This window comes from Rhodococcus sp. HNM0569 (assembly GCF_012726205.1).
In the GTDB taxonomy this organism is placed as follows: Bacteria; Actinomycetota; Actinomycetes; order Mycobacteriales; family Mycobacteriaceae; genus Rhodococcus_F.
On the sequence record NZ_JAASAE010000001.1, the window covers coordinates 289,485 to 305,634 of the forward strand.

Genomic DNA, 16,150 nt, shown 5'->3' on the forward strand with positions numbered 1-16,150 from the left:
TGCCTCATGCGCTGCGCAGGCGCGTGAGATACCGGAGCAGCGGGTACGCGACGAGGATGCCCACCGAGCCCCACGCGATGCCACCGAGTTCGACCGAGCCGACCGTGAGCGTGAGGTCCCCGATGCCCGCGACGAGCGCGGCGGCAGCGACCGTGAGGTTGACAGGATCGGTGAAGTCGACCTTCGCGTCGGTCCAGATACGCACGCCCAGAATGCCGATCAAGCCGTACAGGACGAGAGTCGCGCCGCCGAGGACGCCGTCCGGCACGGTGAACACGAGCGCACCGAATTTCGGCGAGAACGCGAGCACGACGGCCGTCGCCGCGGCCACCCAGTAGGCGGCGGTCGAGTACACGCGCGTCGCGGCCATGACGCCGATGTTCTCGGCGTAGGTGGTGGTACCGGAACCGCCACCGAGACCCGCCAGCGTTGTGGCGAGACCGTCGCCGATGAGCGCATTGCCCGCGACGTCGTCGAGATCGCGGCCCGTCATCGCCGAGACCGCCTTCACATGACCGACGTTCTCGGCGATCAGCACCACGACGACCGGCAGCGTGAGCGCCACGACCGACCACTCGAATGTGGGCCCGTGGAAGTCGGGTAGCCCGATCCAGGCGGCGGACTTCAACGCGTCGACGCGCTCGTCCGCGAGTTGCCCGGTGAGAGCGGCGAAGATCCAGCCCACCACGACACCGACCAGGATGCCGAGCCGGCCGAGCAGACCGGGACCGAGCACGGTGGCCACGAGGATCACGACGAGCGTGACCGTCGCGACGAGCGGCTGCATCTCGTACGACGACGCCGCGGTGGGTGCGAGGTTGAGGCCGATCAGCGCGACGACTGCGCCTGTGACGACGGGCGGCATGACGGCGTCGACGACGCGTCCGCCCGCCGCCTTGACGATCAGACCGACGGCGAGCAGGACCACGCCTGCCGCCACGACGCCGCCGAGCTGTGCTCCCGGACCGGATCCCGCCGAGGCGGTGAGCGGCGCGATGAAGGCGAACGACGAGCCCAGGTAGCTGGGCACCCGCCCGCGCGTGAGCAGCAGGAACAACACCGTACCGATGCCGGAGAACAACAGCGTGGTGGTGACCGGGAAGCCGGTGATGGTCGGAACCAGGAGGGTGGCACCGAACATCGCGATGACGTGCTGCATGCCGATACCGATGGTGCGGGGCCAGCTGAGCCGTTCGTCGGGTGCGACGACAGCGCCGGGCGCGATGCGCTTGCCGTCGCCGTGCAGGGTCCAACCGAACATCCGCGTTGCCGGAGGCCGGTGCGTCGCCGGGGAGTCGTCGGGGCTGCCGCGGCCGGCCGACGGTGTCGGCTGCTGCTCGTCACGTGTCACAGTTCGGACATAGTAGCCCCGTGTGGCGGAGCGAGCGCACCGACGAGCGCGCACGTGGCGCAGCGCCGTCACCTCGAGCCGCCCCCCTTCCTCGGCCAGTTCCGGTGTGCCGCAGAATCACACGAGCCGCCGTCGAGACGTACGTGTACTGCCGCCGAGACGAGTGTGTGCAGAACCACGTCGGCAGTACGGCCGGAATCCGGGATCGGAACGAAACCGATTACCAGTCAGCAATTCTCGCAGAACGCCCCCGATCGAATCGGGCGCGCGCGTATCATGCCGGCCTCGCCGATCCGTAATGGCCGTCTCGGCCCCGGACCACCGCGACGAGCGGTATGTTCGGCACGCACCGCGAACGTGTTCGGTACGCACCACGCACTACGGTCCGGGAGCCCCTCCGCATGCCCTACGCACTCGGTCGCCCCCGGTCGCACCGGACGAACCCACCTCCGGGTGCACGGAAGGGAATTCGATGAATACAGGCGACGAGCTACCGACCGGCAATCCGCCGTCACACGACGATCCGGACCGGACCGGCGATTCGGCACCCCGACCGACCGTCAACAAGACGGTGTTCGCCGCGTCCGCGATCGTGATCGTCGCGATCACGGCGTGGGCGATGATCTCGCCCGACGACGCCGACAGCGTCATCGGCGCCGTCGTCGAGTGGATTTCCGGCGCGTTCGGCTGGTGGTACTTCGTGATCGCGACGTTGATCGTCGTGTTCGTGGTGTTCCTCGCGGTGTCGCGGTACGGCAAGGTCCGCCTCGGCCCCGACCAGTCACGGCCGCGCTACAACGTCTTCACGTGGGGCTCGATGCTGTTCGCCGCGGGCATCGGCATCGACCTCATGTTCTTCTCGGTGTCCGAACCCGTGACGCAGTATCTCGCGCCGCCCGTGGGCGACGGTTCCAACACCGAAGCCGCCCGGCAGGCCGTCGTGTGGACGCTGTTCCACTACGGCATCACCGGGTGGGCGATGTACGCGCTGATGGGCGCCTCGCTCGCATACTTCGCGTACCGGCGCGGGCTGCCGCTGTCGATCCGGTCGGCGCTGTACCCGGTGCTCGGCAAGCGCGTCAAGGGCGCGGTCGGCGACACGGTCGAGATCGCGGCTGTCATCGGCACGATCTTCGGTATCGCGACCTCGCTCGGTATCGGTGTCGTGCAGCTCAACTACGGCCTGCACTTCATGTTCGATCTTCCGCAGAACACCGCGATGCAGATCGCGCTGATCGCGGTCGCCGTGCTGATGGCGACGGTGTCGGTCGTGTCGGGCGTCGACCGCGGTATCCGCAGGCTGTCCGAACTCAACACCGTGCTGGCGCTCGCGCTCATGCTGTTCGTGCTGTTCGCGGGCAAGACCCGGTTCCTGCTCGACGCGATCGTGATGAACGTCGGCGACTACGTCAGCCGGTTCCCCGGAATGACCCTCGACACGTTCGCCTTCGACGCTCCGCAGGAGTGGCTCAACTCGTGGACGCTGTTCTTCTGGGCGTGGTGGATCGCGTGGGCGCCGTTCGTCGGCCTGTTCCTCGCGCGGATCTCGCGAGGCCGCACGCTGCGTCAATTCATCGTCGCGGTCCTGACGATCCCGTTCGCGTTCATCGCGCTGTGGATCGCGATCTTCGGCAACGCCGCGCTCTCGGTCGTCCGCGGCGGGGACGCCGCCTTCGGCGACGACGCGATGAATGCTCCCGAGAGCGCGTTCTACTCGCTGCTCGACCACTACCCGGGCGTGCTGTTCAGTGCCGGCATCGCGACGTTCACCGGTCTGCTGTTCTACGTCACGTCCGCCGACTCGGGCGCACTGGTCATGACGAACCTCACGTCACGCCTGCGCGATCCCGAAGAGGACGGGCCCCGCTGGGGACGCATCTTCTGGGCCGCCGCGACGGGCCTGCTGACGCTCGCGATGCTGATCGTCGGTGGCGTCACGACGCTGCAGAACGCGACGATCATCATGGGCCTGCCGTTCTCGTTCGTGATGCTGCTCATCATGGCGGGCCTGCATCGAGCCCTGCGCACCGAGGGATTGCGCGAGGACAGCCTGCGCGCGGTGCTGCATTCGTCGCTGTCGGAGCGGGTTCCCGCCGAGCGTGGCGTGCAACGCACGTGGCGTCAGCGACTCGCACGCACGCTGTCCTATCCCGACCGCGGCGCCATTCGCCGTTACGTCGACGAGACCGCACGGCCGGCCCTGCAGGCCGTCGTCGACGAACTCGCCGAGCGCGACATCGCGGCGACGCTCGCCGAGAACCGGGAACAGAGCACCGGCGTCCCGCACCTCGATCTGACGATCGAGATGGGTGAAGGCGCGCCGCCGTTCCGTTACCAACTGTGGCCCTCGCACGACGACATCCCGTCGTTCGCGATGAACTCGCAGAGCCGCGCCGCCGACTACTTCCGCCTCGAGGTCTACCTCACCGAGGGCAGCCAGCAGTACGACGTCATGGGCTACAGCCGCGAACAGCTGATCAGCGACGTCCTCGACCAGTACGAGCGCCACATCGAATTCGTCCGCCTCCGAGACATCCCGACGATGGAGTGATGCAGCCATGACCGATCCAGCCACCCTCTACGTCGACGGGCAGTGGCTTCCCGCCGAGTCCGGCGAGACCCGCGAGATCCGCTGCCCCGCCGACGGCAGTCACGTCACGACCGTGTCCGAGGCAGGCCGCGGCGACGTCGAGAAGGCGATCACGGCCGCGCGGCGCGCCTTCGACTCCGGAACATGGCCGCGCACCGTCGCCCGGGATCGGGCGCGCGTGCTGCGCGCGGTCGCCGACGGGCTGCGCGAACGTAAGGAGGAGTTCGCGCGTGCGGAATCCTTCGACACCGGAAAACGTCTTGTCGAAAGCCGTATCGACATGGACGACATCGCCGCGTGTTTCGAGTACTTCGGCACCACCGCGGCACACGACGCGGGCAGGCTCGTCGACGCCGACGACCCGAACGTGCTCAGCCGTATCCAGTACGAACCCGTGGGCGTGTGCGGGCTGATCTCACCGTGGAACTACCCGCTGCTGCAGGCGGCGTGGAAGGTCGCCCCGTGTCTTGCCGCGGGAAACACGTTCGTGCTCAAGCCGAGCGAGCTCACCCCGTCGACCGCGATTCTGCTGATGGATCTGCTCACCGAGTGCGGTGTGCCGGCGGGCGCCGCGAACCTGGTGCTGGGTGCGGGCGCGGTCGCGGGAGCGCCGCTGTCCGAGCATCCGGACGTCGACATGGTGTCCTTCACCGGCGGTCTCGTGACCGGCCGCACGATCGCCGCGTCCGCGGCCGCCACGGTCAAGAAGGTCGCACTCGAACTCGGCGGCAAGAACGCCAATGTCGTCTTCGCCGACGCACTGTTCGACGCGGCGGTCGACAACGCGCTCAACGCCGCATTCGTCCACTCCGGGCAGGTCTGTTCCGCGGGTGCGCGGTTGATCGTCGAGGAATCGATCCACGACGAGTTCGTCGACGCCCTCGTCGCCCGTGCGCGCGACATCCGCCTCGGCGGTCCGTTCGACGACGACGCCGAGACGGGCCCGCTGATCTCCGCGGCACACCGCGACAAGGTCACCGAGTACGTCCGCAAGGGCGTCGAGGAGGGTGCGACTCTCCGGTGTGGCGGCGAGTGGGCGGGGGGCGAACTCGAGCAGGGCTTCTACTATCTGCCGACTGTGCTCGACGACGTGCGCCAGGGCATGTCGGTCGTCGTCGACGAGGGTTTCGGCCCGGTCGTGACGGTCGAGACGTTCACCGACGAGGACGACGCGGTCCGCATCGCGAACGACACGCGCTACGGCCTCGCCGGGGCGGTGTGGACGCAGGACGCGGGCAAGGCCCAGCGCGTCGCGAACCGGATGCGCGCGGGCACGGTGTGGATCAACGACTTCCATCCCTACCTGCCGCAGGCCGAGTGGGGCGGGTTCGGCGAATCCGGCTTCGGCCGCGAGCTCGGTCCGACGGGTCTCGACGAGTACCGCGAGGCCAAGCACGTCTATCAGAACATCGATCCGGGCGTGAGCGGGTGGTTCACCGATCGCACCGCGAGCACACGAGATGGGGAGAACTGACATGCCGTTCCTGCAGACCGAAGACGTCGACCCGGCGAGCGCCGCGTCGGTGCACGAGTACGACTACGTGGTGGTGGGCGGCGGTTCGGCGGGGGCCGCAGTCGCCGCGCGGCTGAGCGAGGACGAGTCGGTCTCCGTCGCGCTCCTCGAGGCGGGGCCGAGCGATGTCGGAGTCGACGAGGTGCTGATCCTCGAGGACTGGATGGCCCTGCTCGAATCCGGCTTCGACTGGGACTATCTGATCGAGCCGCAAGAGCACGGCAACTCGTTCATGCGCCATGCCCGCGCTCGCGTGCTCGGCGGGTGTTCGTCGCACAACTCCTGCATCGCCTTCTGGCCGCCCAAGGAAGATCTCGACGAGTGGGCCACCGAGTTCGGTTGCACCGGCTGGGAGTCTGCGGCGATCTTCCCGCTGATCAAGCGGCTCGAGAACAACTCGCGGCCCGGTGAGCAGCACGGCCACGACGGCCCCGTGCGGCTACGCGACGTGCCACCCGACGACCCGTGCGGAGTGGCGATCCTCGACGCGTGCGAGCAGGCAGGCATTCCGCGCGCGCAGTTCAACGAGGGCGAGACGATCGTCAACGGCGCGAACTTCTTCCAGATCAACGGGCGTGAGGACGGCGTGCGCTCGTCGTCGTCGGTGTCGTACCTGCACCCGATCCTCGATCGCGGGAATCTCACGATTCTCACCGACCACTGGGCGCGCAGGCTGCTCGTCGAGGGCGGGCGGTGCGTCGGCGTCGAGGTCGTACTGCGCGACGGCATCCACACCCGCGCCGTCACTGCGAGGCGTGAAGTCGTGGTGTCGGCAGGCGCGATCGACTCGCCCAAGCTGCTGATGCTGTCGGGCATCGGGCCTGCCGAACACCTGCGCGAACTCGGGATCGACGTGCTCGTCGACTCCCCCGGTGTCGGCTCGAACCTGCAGGACCACCCCGAGGGCGTGATCCAGTGGGAGGCGAAGAAGCCGATGGTCACCCGCTCGACACAGTGGTGGGAGATCGGCATCTTCTCCCCCACCCGCGAAGGCCTCGACCGGCCCGACCTGATGTTCCACTACGGCAGTGTCCCGTTCGACATGCACACCGTGCGGCAGGGCTATCCGACGTCGGACAATGCCTTCTGCCTCACACCCAATGTCACGCACGCACGCTCGAAGGGCACGGTGCGGCTGCGCAGCATCGACTACCGCGACAAGCCGAAGGTCGATCCGCGGTACTTCACCGATCCGTACGACATGGACGTCATGGTGAAGGGCATCCGCCGCGCCCGCGAGATCGTGGCCCAGCCGGCGATGGCCGAGTGGGCGGGCCGGGAACTGTTCCCCGGCAGCGAGATCCAGACGGACGACGAGATCGCCGACTACATCACGCGTACCCACAACACCGTGTATCACCCGGTCGGCACGGTGCGGATGGGGGCACCCGACGATCCGGGCTCACCGCTCGACCCGGAACTGCGCGTCAAGGGCGTCGAGGGCCTCCGTGTCGCGGACGCGTCGGTGATGCCGCGCATCGTCGCGATCAACCCGAACATCACCACGATGCTCATCGGCGAACGCTGCGCCGACATGATCAAGGCCGCTCGCTAGCCGACAATCTCCGTCGTGGGTGGACCGCGCCGTGTCGGGAACCGCTGCTCGGGCCACTCAGCGGCGGGACCGGCTGCGCCACAGGAGAAACGACGCCGCGGCTGCAACCAGGCCGCCGCCGAGCACGACCCACGGCGCCCCACCCGCGTCCGTGGGTTGCTCCCCGTCGGCAACCGATTCGTCGGCATCGGCTGGACGCGAGCCCGCTTCTTGCTGACCACCGCTGCTCCCGCCGAGCAGGTCCGCGGCATCGGGCAACCGCAGGATCGGCGGCAGCGGGGCGGCCGCCCCGCGCATCTCCGACGCGACCAGCAGGTCGCCGGCCGGAGTGAACGCGATCGCTTCGCCTTGCGGCTGGCGCGGCAACTCGACGGTCACCCGTGGATCCACCGACAGCGAGGCAGCCGGATCCGGCGGCGACCCGAACTCACGCGCATCGAAAACATGTGCATGCGAGTAGCTTCGGACCACGACGCGGGATCCGTCCGGCGATACCGCTCCCCCGGTGAAGACGGTCTCCGTGAGCGCGGTGCGCGTGCCGCCCCGCGCGAGATCGAGATCGCGGACCTTCTCGAGCGGCGTGGCCTCGGCACCGCCGAGTCGATCGACGGACACTCCACCCGCCGGACGGTACACGGCGCTCGGTCCGAAGAGATTCTTCGTCACGACGTACGGCACACCGTCCGGCATGAGCAGCAGCGTCTCGCTGTCGTGCGCACCGTCGGGATAGGTCAGCCTGTGCATACGTGCGGACCCGTTCTCCGGGTCTACCCCGATCAGGGCGATCGACCCGCGCGCGTGCTCGTTGTCGCCGGTGTCGGCGAGCCACACGGTGCCGTCGCCGCCGACCGCGAGGTCCTCGACGTCGACGGTGTCGACGGGGACCGGAATCCACCGTGTCACACGGCAATCGGTGTCCAGTTCGGCGATCGCGTCGTCGGAGCCACTGTCGCCGATCGCGTAGAGCCGACCGCCCGCCGACGCGAGACCGGACAGTTCGGTGAGCCCAGGATCGGTGGGTGTACACAGCGGCTGAAAGTCGGTGGGCGACACCGGTTCCGCAGCGGCCGGCGCAGAGCCCAGGCCCAGCAGCACGCCGGTGGCCAGTGCAGTCGCGGCGACGCGCCGCATCGCTTTCCCCGGAGGCACGGCCGGTTATGCGCGCGAACGGTATCCGGCGAGCGCGGCCGCGAGTGGTTCGGGCACCCGGGCCCGCACACGAGTGCCGTCGGCTTCGTGTTCCTGATCGACGATCTGCCCTTCCGCGTGTACGCGCGAGAGCAGGTCGCCCCGCGTGTACGGGACGAGCACGTCGACCTCGACGTCGGGATGTTCGAGGACATCGCCGAGAGTCGCTCGCAGCGTGTCCATCCCTTCGCCGGTGCGCGCCGACACGAACACAGCGTCCGGCAGCAGGGCACGCAACTGCGTGAGCATCACCGGGTCGGCCGCATCGATCTTGTTGACGACGAGCAGTTCGGGCGGCGGCGGAGAGTCGGTGTCGCGCAACACGTCGCCCACAACCTCGCGTACCGCCTTGATCTGGTCCGCAGGCAACGGGTCCGAGCCGTCGACCACGTGCAGCAGCAGATCGGCGTCGACGACCTCTTCGAGGGTCGACCGGAACGCCTCGACGAGCTGCGTCGGCAGGTGCCGCACGAAGCCGACCGTGTCGGTCAGCACGTACTCGCGGCCGTCGTCGAGACCGGCGCGGCGGCTGGTCGGATCGAGCGTCGCGAACAATGCGTTCTGCACGAGGGCACCCGACCCGGTGAGCGCATTGAGCAGGCTCGACTTGCCTGCGTTGGTGTACCCGACGATCGCGACATTGGGGATGCCGCTGTGGAGCCTGCGGCTGCGCTTGGTGTCGCGTGCGGCCTTCATCCCCTTGATCTCGCGGCGCAGCTTCGCCATGCGTTCGCGGATGCGACGGCGGTCGGTCTCGATCTTCGTCTCACCCGGACCACGCAAGCCCACGCCGCCGTTGCTGCCGGCACGGCCGCCGGCCTGCCGAGACATCGACTCGCCCCAGCCGCGCAGCCGCGGCAACATGTACTCCATCTGGGCGAGCGACACCTGCGCTTTGCCCTCTCGGGACGTCGCGTGCTGCGCGAAGATGTCCAGGATGAGCGCCGTGCGGTCGATGACCTTGACCTTGACGACGCGTTCGAGCGCGGTGAGCTGCGCAGGCGTGAGTTCGCCGTCGCAGATCACGGTGTCGGCGCCGGTCGCGAGCACGATCGCCCGGAGCTCCTCGGCTTTGCCCGAACCGATGTAGGTGGCGGCGTCGGGTTTGTCGCGCCGCTGCACGACGCCCTCGAGAACCTCGGAACCGGCCGTCTCCGCGAGCGCGGCGAGTTCGGCCATGCTCGCTTCGGCCTGCGCCGACGAGCCGGACGTCCACACCCCGACGAGCACGACACGTTCGAGACGCAGCTGGCGGTATTCGACCTCGGTGACATCGGTGAGTTCGGTGGACAGGCCCGCGACGCGGCGCAGCGCGCTGCGGTCGTCGAGCTGCAGTTCGCCGACGGACGGTTCGGATGTGCGCCGGGTTGCGGAGAGGGGACGATCCGTGTGGCGTTCGGGATCGACGGGGAGGACGGGATGTGAGTTCGTCATACAGAATCCATGATCCCACGGAACACGGCCGACGCGCACCCGAGTTCTCGTGCGCCGTTCACTCGGGGGTCTGCCACCACGTGTCGGCGATCTCGCCACGCGCGAGCAGCACCGACGGCCCGCGCAGTGTCGCTCGGCCGTCGTCGTCGATAGCGACGCGCACCTCGCCGCCCGGCACTCGTACCGTGACGTCGCCCGCCTCGGCGCCGTCGAACCGCAACGCGGCCGCCGCGGCCGCGACCGTGCCGGTGCCGCACGACCGGGTCTCGCCGACACCACGCTCGTGCACGCGCATGTCGACGGCACCGCCGTCGAGCGGAGTGAGGATCTCGACGTTCACTCCGTGGGGGAAGAGTCCGGGGTCGAAACCGGGTGCCACGGTGAGGTCGAGCGCGGCGAGGCCGTCCGCCGGCAGTTGCGGCACCACGCACGCGAGGTGTGGGTTGCCGACGTCGACCCCGACACCGGCGAACACGCGACCGTCGATCGTGGCCGAGCTGTCGCCGAGCAGTCGCACCTCACCCATGTCGACCGTGACGTCGCCGTGCTCGGCGTCGGCCGCGTGCACGACGACCGGCTTGCCGCCCGCGCGGCTGCCGACCACGAACTCGGCCCGCTGCTCGCGACCCGATGCCCACAGATAGTGCGCGAACACCCGCACGCCGTTGCCGCACATCTCGGCGATCGATCCGTCGCCGTTGCGGTAGTCCATGAACCAGTCGTCGGTCCCTACCCCCTCCGGCAGGGCTTGGAGCACGCGGGCGTCGACGAGCGCACCGGCGCGCGCGACCCGCAGGACACCGTCGGCACCCAGCCCGCGCCTGCGGTCGCACAGCGCGGTGACCCGATCTGCGCGCAGATCGATGCGTACGTCCTCGTCCGGCAACACGACGAAGTCGTTCTGCGTGCCGTGCCCCTTCACGAACTCCATGCCCGTCACTCTATGCGGGATCGCCGTCTGCGGGCTCGGCCGCACTCTCGGCCCACTGTGCGAGCACCTCCTCGAGCAACTGCGGCGCGGCGGCGTCGTGCCAGCGGATGCGGTCGTCGCGGCGGAACCACGACCGTTGCCTGCGCACGTACCGGCGGGTGCCGATGAATGTCCGCTCGCGCGCGTACGCGAGGTCGGATTCGCCGTCGAGATACTCGAGCACCTGTGCGTACCCGATCGCGCGGCGCGCCGTGCGGCCCTCGCGCAGCCCGCGCTCGACGAGACCGGCCACCTCTCCCACGAGGCCGTCGTCGAACATGCGCGCCGTGCGGGTCGCGATGCGCCGGTCGAGTTCCTCGGTGTCGCGGTCGACGCCGACGAGCACCGTGTCCCAACGCGGCCTGCCGCGCTGCGGCTGCGACGCCGCGAACGGCTTGCCGGTGAGTTCGACGACTTCGAGTGCACGCACGAGCCTGCGTCCGTCGGTCGGCAGGATCGTGGCCGCCGCGGCCGGGTCCCGCTCGGCGAGCGCCGCATGCACCGCGCCGACACCCTCGCGGGCGAGCACGCCCTCCCACCCGGCGCGCACGTCGGGATCGGTCGCGGGGAACTGCCACTCGTCGAACAGCGACTGCACGTACATCATCGATCCGCCGACGACGATCGGGACGAGGCCGCGCGCGCGGATGTCGTCGACCGCGGCGACCGCACCCTCGTTGTAGTCGGCGACCGTCGCCGTCTCGGTGACGTCGAGGACGTCGAGCTGGTGGTGTGCGATGCCGCGACGCTCGGCGACGGTCAGCTTGGCAGTGCCGATGTCCATGCCTCGGTAGAGCTGCATCGCGTCGATGTTCACGATCTCGCCGCCGAGACGTTCGGCGAGGTCCAACGCGAGGTCGGACTTACCGGTCGCGGTGGGGCCGACCACTGCGATCGGCGTCGTGCCACGACCCGTCGGCCCCTCACGGCGTCTCACGGCCACCACGATCCGACGTGATAGCCGACGCCGAAGGGCGCCGCGCAGTACTCCGTCTTCGCGACGGGCGCGGACCTCGTCGCGAATGCGCCCGCCAGCACCTGCCACGGCACACGGCCGTCCATCCCGATCTCGGCGCACGTGCCTGCGGGCAGCGCCGCGAGGGCCTCCCGGTCACCGGACGTCAGTGCCGCGTCCACCGTCTCCTGCAGTGCGGGCGCGCGGTCGTCGAAGGCGCCCGGCGCACGCGGGGTGAGGGTTCGCGCGCCGTCGGCGACGACGAGAATCCCGTCGTCTCCGGTGAGCGTGTCGCGCAGCGAGCGCCCGAACTCGGCCGCGCGGGCGCCGGTCCAGTCCGCCGGAACGACGTGCACGTCGAGGTCGACGTGCGGCGCGTACGTGCCGCGGATCCAGCCGGCGATCAACGCGGGCAACGGTACGTGCGGGTCGACCTCGCCGTCGGAGTGCGTACCCAGCTCGACGCGGACGTCGGCGCCGTACCCGGCGAAGGTGCCGCCGTGCGGGGGCCGCAAGACCTGGCGCCGGTCGCCCACCGCGACGACGGTCCAGGTGCGCGTGCGCTCGCCCAGGGTGCGCGCGACGCCACCGACCGCACGGCGCAGCGCGGCGATGTCGCCGTCGACGCCTGCCAGTTCGGGCACGAGCAGAGGCGGCGACGGGACGAACGCGGCGGCAACGAACACCCCGCAACGCTATCTCCCTCGTGCGTGCTTTCGGAGTGCAGGGACTCGCGAGGTGCTCACGGTGTGCGGTGCTCACGATTCGGCCGATCGCCTGATTCAATGGTCTCGTGCGCACGAAAGAAGGTTCAATGGTGCACACCAGGACCGTCCGGGCACGCCGGGACGGCGCACGCGATCAGGCAGCCGTGACGCGCGGCAGAAGAGAGGCGGACCGATGACCGAACCCCACAGCCCCGACACCACCGGTGCAGACCGGTCCACCGCCTCCCCGTCGGGCGCACCGAAGCCGGCGCCCCAGCCCGGCGCGCACCAGCCCGGCACACCCAAGCCCGGCACACCCAAACCTGGTGTTCCCAAGCCCGGCGCCCCGAAGCCGTCCGCAGCCGCGACGGGCAAGCCGTCGGCTCCGCGCCCCGGCCCGGCCGCGAACCATGCGGTCGCGACCCCCGCACCGCCCGCGAGCGATCCCTCGAAGTTCGGACGCGTCGACGACGACGGCACCGCGTGGGTGATCACCGCAGAAGGTGAGCGCAAGATCGGGTCGTGGCAGGCGGGCGACGCCGCCGAGGGGCTCGCGCACTTCGGGCGCCGTTTCGACGACCTCGCGACCGAGGTCGCGCTTCTCGAGGCGCGGGTCATCGCAGGCAGCGGCGACGCCAAGAAGACGAAGGCCGCCGCCGAGGCACTCGTCGAGTCGCTGCCCACCGCCGCGGTCATCGGCGATATCGACGCGCTGGCCGAGCGCCTCGCCGTCGTGGTGAAGGAATCCGACAACGCCGCCGAATCGGCGCGTCGCCAGCGCGAGCGCACGAGGCACGAGAGTGTGGCCCGCAAAGAGGCGCTCGCGGCGGAGGCCGAGCAGATCGGCGCCGAGTCGACCCAGTGGAAGGCCGCGGGCGACCGGCTACGCGAGATCCTCGACGAGTGGAAGACCATCCGCGGCGTCGACCGCAAGCTCGACGACGCGCTGTGGCGGCGCTACTCGAAGGCCCGCGAAGCCTTCAATCGGCGCCGAGGTGCGCACTTCGCCGAACTCGATCGTGAGCGCGCCGCAGCGAAGGCCCGCAAGGAGGAGCTCGTGGTCCGTGCCGAAGGACTGTCCGGGTCGACGGATTGGGGCGGGACGGCCGCGGCATACCGCGAGCTGATGAGCGAATGGAAGGCCGCGGGCCGCGCACCGCGCGAAGCGGACGACGCGCTGTGGCGCCGGTTCAAGGGCGCGCAGGACGTCTTCTTCTCGGCCCGCAATGCCGCCTCGTCGGAACGCGACGCCGAGTTCGAAGAGCACGCGCGCGCCAAGGAAAGTCTGCTCGCGCACGCCGACGCGATCGACCCGCACAAGGATCTCGACGGTGCGCGCGCCGCACTGCGTGAGCTGCAAGAGAAATGGGACGAGATCGGCAAGGTGCCGCGCGAGCGGATGCACGATCTCGAAGGCCGGCTGCGCGCAGTCGAGCGGAGGGTGCGGGACGCTGCCGACGCCGAGTGGCGCCGCACCGATCCGGAAGCGCTCGCTCGTGCCGCCCAGTTCCGCGAACGCGTCGCGCAGTTCGAGGAACAGGCCGAGAAGGCGCGGGCGGCAGGCAACACGAAGGACGCCGAGCGCGCGCTCGCGCAGGCTGCGCAGTGGCGCGAATGGGCCGACGCGGCGGAGGGCGCCGTCGGCGGCTGAGCCCGCACCGAGCCGCCGTCGGCGGCTCACCCGTCGCGGCGGCGTTCCTCCGCGTCCCGCTGTTCCTGCTCCGCCGCCGCCCGCCTGCGTGCTTCCTCCGCCTCGAGTTGCGCCGCGGTCTTGCTCCACACGACCTTCACCCAGTGGAAGGTCAGGACGATCACGGTGAGCCAGCCGAGCACCAGGCCGATCCCGGGGCCCGACGCGCCCAGGTCGGGGGCCGTCGTCTGCCTGGACCAGATCGCGAGCATGCCGAGCGCGACGGACACCGCGGTGCCGGCCAGCGCGACCCACGCAAGGGCCCACCGACGCGTCACGAGCGCGAGCATCGACGCGACCACACCGAACGCGAGCGCGAAGCCCACGAACAGCCGCGACGGCAGGGCGATCGACTCGTCCTGAGCGTCGGGCGCGAACGTCAGCACGTCCCACCCGTTCGCGGCGCCGGAGTGCGGCAAGGCTATCGATCCGAGGAGCACCAGGACCGCGACCGCCACGACGACGGCACGCGCGCCCGGATCGATCTCGCCGGTGACCTTCTTCTCAGCAGCACCGAGGTCGGCCTTCGCCGGGGCATCGAGGTCGGCCTTCGCCGGGGCATCGAGGTCGGCCTTCGCCGGGGCATCCAGATCGGCCCGGTCGCGCGGAGTCGAGTCCGCCTCGTGGCTGCTCATGCCCCACACCCCGTCTGCACGGGCAGCGGTGCGGGCGCGCCGACCGCAGGCAACCCGAGGCCCACCCCGATCGGTGGTGTCTTGGGCGTACGACCGGCCTCGAACGAATCACCTGCCCGAGTACGGCGGTGGGTGAGCACCGACGCGTCCGCGACGAGATGGTGCGGCGCCGCGGACGTGATCTCGACCGTCACGACGTCGCCGGGACGGATCTCGCCGTCGAGCGCGCCCGCCGGACGGAAGTGCACGAGCCTACCGTCGCGCGCGCGGCCGCTGATCCGCGCCGTCTCGGCGTTCTTGCGGCCGTCGTCCGCGGTGACGAGCAGTTCGACGACGGACCCGACGAGTGCACGGTTCTCGTTCAGCGTGATCTCTTCCTGCAGCGCGATCAGCCGGTTGTAGCGGTCCTGCACGACGGCCTTGGGCACCTGGTCGGCCATGTCGGCGGCGGGCGTGCCGGGACGCTTCGAGTACTGGAAGGTGAAGGCGCTGGTGAACCGCGCCCTGCGGACGACGTCGAGGGTCTCCTGGAAGTCCTCCTCGGTCTCGCCGGGAAATCCCACGATGATGTCGGTGGTGATCGCAGCGTGCGGCATCGCGGCCCGCACCTTGTCGATGATGCCGAGGAAGCGCGACTTGCGGTACGAGCGGCGCATCGCCTTGAGTACTCGGTCCGAGCCCGACTGCAGCGGCATGTGCAACTGCGGGCACACGTTCGCGGTCTCGGCCATCGCCTCGATCACGTCGTCGGTGAACTCCGCGGGGTGCGGCGACGTGAAGCGCACGCGTTCGAGCCCCTCGATGTCGCCACATGCGCGCAACAGCGCCGCGAACGCGCCCCGGTCGCGCGGCTGGTCGGGATCGGCGAACGACACGCCGTAGGCGTTGACGTTCTGGCCGAGCAGAGTCACCTCGGCAACGCCCTGGTCGACGAGAGCCTGGACCTCGGCGAGTATGTCGCCGGGCCTGCGGTCGACCTCCTTGCCCCGCAGCGACGGCACGATGCAGAAAGTGCACGTGTTGTTGCAGCCGACCGAGATCGACACCCAGCCCGCGTACGCCGACTCGCGGCGCGCGGGCAATGTCGACGGGAAGGCCTCGAGCGCGTCGAGGATCTCCACCTGGGCCTCGTCGTTGTGGCGCGCGCGGTCGAGCAGCGCGGGCAGCGACCCGAGGTTGTGTGTCCCGAACACGACGTCGACGTACGGGGCCTTCTTCACCACGGAGTCGCGGTCCTTCTGCGCGAGACAACCGCCGACGGCGATCTGCATACCCGGACGCGACGCCTTGACCGGCGCGAGATGACTGAGGTTGCCGTAGAGCTTGTTGTCCGCGTTCTCGCGCACCGCGCACGTGTTGAACACGACCAGGTCGGGCTCGTCCTGCGGACCGGCCTTGCGGTAGCCCGCGTCCTCGAGCAGACCACCGAGGCGCTCGGAGTCGTGCACATTCATCTGGCACCCGAACGTGCGCACCTCGTAGGTGCGCAAGCCGGCGCCGCCCGCTGCTGCGTCTTGCGTGTCCACGCGTTCCAGGGTACGGCCCGTCGCGGACCCTGCTCG

The 16,150-nt window shown here is 69.9% G+C and carries 12 protein-coding genes; 4 read left to right on the forward strand and 8 right to left on the reverse strand.

Annotated features, from left to right (window positions below; translation table 11 throughout):
- Window positions 1-4 precede the first annotated feature (4 nt).
- Window positions 5-1,261 carry a solute carrier family 23 protein gene (locus HCA44_RS01325; RefSeq protein WP_169646900.1) on the reverse strand — a complete coding sequence of 419 codons (1,257 nt, stop codon included), beginning with the start codon at window positions 1,259-1,261 and terminating at the stop codon, window positions 5-7.
- 562 nt (window positions 1,262-1,823) lie between these two features.
- Between HCA44_RS01325 and betT the strand changes: the two genes are divergently transcribed.
- The 3 genes from betT to HCA44_RS01340 are packed head-to-tail and all read left to right on the forward strand — an operon-like array spanning window position 1,824 to window position 7,009.
- Entirely contained in the window at window positions 1,824-3,902 is a 2,079-nt protein-coding gene (gene betT, locus HCA44_RS01330; RefSeq protein WP_169646718.1) for a choline BCCT transporter BetT, read from the forward strand.
- Window positions 3,903-3,909: 7 nt separating this feature from the next.
- Window positions 3,910-5,415 (forward strand): aldehyde dehydrogenase family protein, encoded by a 1,506-nt coding sequence (locus HCA44_RS01335; RefSeq protein WP_169646719.1) that lies wholly within the window; start codon window positions 3,910-3,912, stop codon window positions 5,413-5,415.
- Between the two features lies 1 nt (window position 5,416).
- Window positions 5,417-7,009, forward strand: a complete 1,593-nt coding sequence (locus HCA44_RS01340) for a GMC family oxidoreductase N-terminal domain-containing protein (protein WP_169646720.1) — start codon at window positions 5,417-5,419, stop codon at window positions 7,007-7,009.
- A gap of 57 nt (window positions 7,010-7,066) precedes the next feature.
- Here the strand turns inward: HCA44_RS01340 and HCA44_RS01345 are convergent, their stop codons facing one another.
- Genes HCA44_RS01345 through HCA44_RS01365 form a run of 5 tightly spaced genes read right to left on the reverse strand, consistent with a single transcriptional unit; the run spans window position 7,067 to window position 12,242 of the window.
- Entirely contained in the window at window positions 7,067-8,140 is a 1,074-nt protein-coding gene (locus tag HCA44_RS01345) for a hypothetical protein (protein ID WP_169646721.1), read from the reverse strand.
- A gap of 24 nt (window positions 8,141-8,164) precedes the next feature.
- On the reverse strand, window positions 8,165-9,631 hold the full coding sequence (hflX, locus tag HCA44_RS01350; protein ID WP_169646722.1) for a GTPase HflX: 1,467 nt from the start codon (window positions 9,629-9,631) through the stop codon (window positions 8,165-8,167).
- A gap of 58 nt (window positions 9,632-9,689) precedes the next feature.
- Entirely contained in the window at window positions 9,690-10,562 is an 873-nt protein-coding gene (gene dapF, locus HCA44_RS01355; RefSeq protein WP_169646723.1) for a diaminopimelate epimerase, read from the reverse strand.
- Between the two features lie 10 nt (window positions 10,563-10,572).
- Window positions 10,573-11,538, reverse strand: coding sequence for a tRNA (adenosine(37)-N6)-dimethylallyltransferase MiaA (gene miaA, locus HCA44_RS01360; RefSeq protein ID WP_169646724.1), 966 nt, complete (start codon window positions 11,536-11,538; stop codon window positions 10,573-10,575).
- On the reverse strand, window positions 11,535-12,242 hold the full coding sequence (locus HCA44_RS01365) for a hypothetical protein (RefSeq protein ID WP_169646725.1): 708 nt from the start codon (window positions 12,240-12,242) through the stop codon (window positions 11,535-11,537). The genes miaA and HCA44_RS01365 overlap by 4 nt, the downstream gene beginning before the upstream one ends.
- 214 nt (window positions 12,243-12,456) lie before the next feature.
- Between HCA44_RS01365 and HCA44_RS01370 the strand changes: the two genes are divergently transcribed.
- On the forward strand, window positions 12,457-13,914 hold the full coding sequence (locus HCA44_RS01370; RefSeq protein ID WP_169646726.1) for a DUF349 domain-containing protein: 1,458 nt from the start codon (window positions 12,457-12,459) through the stop codon (window positions 13,912-13,914).
- Between the two features lie 26 nt (window positions 13,915-13,940).
- On the opposite strand, the gene HCA44_RS01375 is transcribed toward HCA44_RS01370, so the two are convergent.
- Both HCA44_RS01375 and miaB read right to left on the reverse strand, forming a co-directional pair.
- A complete protein-coding gene (locus tag HCA44_RS01375; protein ID WP_169646727.1) occupies window positions 13,941-14,588 on the reverse strand; it encodes a hypothetical protein in 648 nt (215 codons plus the stop codon).
- A complete protein-coding gene (gene miaB / locus HCA44_RS01380) occupies window positions 14,585-16,114 on the reverse strand; it encodes a tRNA (N6-isopentenyl adenosine(37)-C2)-methylthiotransferase MiaB (protein ID WP_169646728.1) in 1,530 nt (509 codons plus the stop codon). The genes HCA44_RS01375 and miaB overlap by 4 nt, the downstream gene beginning before the upstream one ends.
- Between the last annotated feature and the right edge of the window lie 36 nt (window positions 16,115-16,150).

Excerpts from the sequence above, each read along its gene's own strand:
- HCA44_RS01325 (WP_169646900.1), bottom strand. The coding sequence starts at position 1,261 with ATGTTCGGTTGGACCCTGCACGGCGACGGCAAGCGCATCGCGCCCGGC.
- betT (WP_169646718.1), top strand. The coding sequence starts at position 1,824 with ATGAATACAGGCGACGAGCTACCGACCGGCAATCCGCCGTCACACGAC.
- HCA44_RS01335 (WP_169646719.1), top strand. The coding sequence starts at position 3,910 with ATGACCGATCCAGCCACCCTCTACGTCGACGGGCAGTGGCTTCCCGCC.
- HCA44_RS01340 (WP_169646720.1), top strand. The coding sequence starts at position 5,417 with ATGCCGTTCCTGCAGACCGAAGACGTCGACCCGGCGAGCGCCGCGTCG.
- HCA44_RS01345 (WP_169646721.1), bottom strand. The coding sequence starts at position 8,140 with ATGCGGCGCGTCGCCGCGACTGCACTGGCCACCGGCGTGCTGCTGGGC.
- hflX (WP_169646722.1), bottom strand. The coding sequence starts at position 9,631 with ATGACGAACTCACATCCCGTCCTCCCCGTCGATCCCGAACGCCACACG.
- dapF (WP_169646723.1), bottom strand. The coding sequence starts at position 10,562 with ATGGAGTTCGTGAAGGGGCACGGCACGCAGAACGACTTCGTCGTGTTG.
- HCA44_RS01370 (WP_169646726.1), top strand. The coding sequence starts at position 12,457 with ATGACCGAACCCCACAGCCCCGACACCACCGGTGCAGACCGGTCCACC.
- HCA44_RS01375 (WP_169646727.1), bottom strand. The coding sequence starts at position 14,588 with ATGAGCAGCCACGAGGCGGACTCGACTCCGCGCGACCGGGCCGATCTG.